This is a genomic window from Vibrio sp. 1402 (assembly GCF_033340275.1).
The window spans coordinates 1-645 of the sequence record NZ_JAWOWE010000355.1; the positions used below are offsets into that span (position 1 = coordinate 1).

Genomic DNA, 645 nt, shown 5'->3' on the forward strand with positions numbered 1-645 from the left:
GGTGCTTGCACCTATTGAGCCTGTTGCACCAAGAATCGTTAACTTTTGCATGATGTAAGACCGTTAGAAAAATTCAGGAGCGATGAAGCCGCTCCCGATAAATTAGAATACGTAGTATAGAAGAGCAAAGACTGGAAATGCAGCAGTCAGGCTATCGATGCGATCTAATACGCCACCGTGGCCTGGAATGATGTTACTGCTGTCTTTGATGCCAGAAACACGCTTAAACATGCTTTCGACTAAATCACCTAATACAGAAATCACGACAGTGATCAACGTAATGATGATCATATGAATTGGGCTCGTGAACTGGATATTGAACCAATCGGCAAACAACCAGCCAACAATCAGTGCCGCGATGATACCGCCAATAAGACCTTCAATCGTTTTGTTTGGGCTAACATGTGGTGCCATCTTGCGCTTGCCTAAACTTTTACCAGCGAAGTAAGCACCGCTGTCTGCAGCCCATACCAAGAAGCAAACGTACATTACGAGCTTTGCACCGTGGTATGGATCTACCGAAATGTCTGAGGCTCTTAGAATGATTACACTCCAAAGAAAAGGGAGTAATGTCAGAAAACCAAAAACATGTCGTAAAACAAGATTGCCTTGCCAAGATTTTGTGGTTTTCGGGTAAGTAATTGC

General features: G+C 43.7%; 1 protein-coding gene. It reads right to left on the reverse strand.

Annotated elements, in window-relative coordinates; all coding sequences use genetic code 11:
* Positions 1–102: 102 nt before the first annotated feature.
* On the reverse strand, positions 103–645 hold a 543-nt coding region (locus R7044_RS26035; RefSeq protein ID WP_225456098.1), incomplete at its 5' end, for a phosphatidate cytidylyltransferase.